Source organism: Pseudomonas sp. NY15364, assembly GCF_048068235.1.
Taxonomy (GTDB): domain Bacteria; phylum Pseudomonadota; class Gammaproteobacteria; order Pseudomonadales; family Pseudomonadaceae; genus Aquipseudomonas; species Aquipseudomonas mendocina_D.
On record NZ_JBLUPX010000085.1, the window covers coordinates 1 to 842 of the forward strand.

General features: G+C 66.3%; 1 protein-coding gene. It reads left to right on the forward strand.

Going from position 1 to position 842, the window contains the following annotated elements:
• The coding region (locus ACNFCJ_RS24030; RefSeq protein WP_416773888.1) for a hypothetical protein at positions 1 to 842 on the forward strand (842 nt) is incomplete at both ends.

The following is an 842-nucleotide window of genomic DNA, read 5'->3' on the forward strand; positions in this document are numbered from 1 at the left end:
AGTGCTTACCGTGACGCGCGGGCTGGAGGGCAACGAACGAGCGTGGCCGGCCGGCGCGATAGTGTTTGCCGGCATTACTGCAGGCATGCTGCAAGAACTGGCCGAGCGCGGCGGCGATCTTGGCCAGGCGACTGGTGCCTCTGTGGTGCTCGATGCCGGCCAGGCGCCGACGTGGCTGGTTTCGCTCGAGCAGGATACGACTGTAACCCTTGCTGTCGCGCCCGCCGGCGCCCGGCTGACTGCGCTGATTGTTCAGGACTCGGTTGGTGGCCACGCTCTGGCTTGGCCTGCCGATACCGAGTGGTCCGGCAGCGCTGCGCCGGGCCTGCAACCCGATCAGGCGTCGCGGGCGGAACTGTGGAGCCTCGGCGCCGGCCGCTGGCTTGGGAGCATGATGGTCTATGCCGGTGGTGATGAGCCGCCTGTTGTGTACGCGCCTCGCTATGCGGCTGCCTGGTGGGTAAACGAGGGCGTGACCGTTGGACTGTTCGATGGTGCCGGCGTGATGCTGGGCTCTGTTGTGCTCAGCCCCAACTACACGATTCCGCAGATCGGCCTGGCACTGTCGCGCGATGCTGGGCATATCGTGCTTGCGCTGCAGAACGAGCAGCAGGCGTGGATCATTGAGACTGTCGGCTGGACATCGATCCGCGTCAATGCGCCGGCCTGGACGCTGGGCCCATGCTTGGCGCCGTTTCAGATCCGCGACGGCTATCTGTACGGCGTTGAGCCGATCGCCGGCGCGGCAATGTTCTACCGTGTCGCCCTGGTGGGCGGTGTCCGTGATGACCTGCTGACGCTGCCGGCGAGCCCGCAATCGTTCAGTGTTGGCCAGGCTGAGG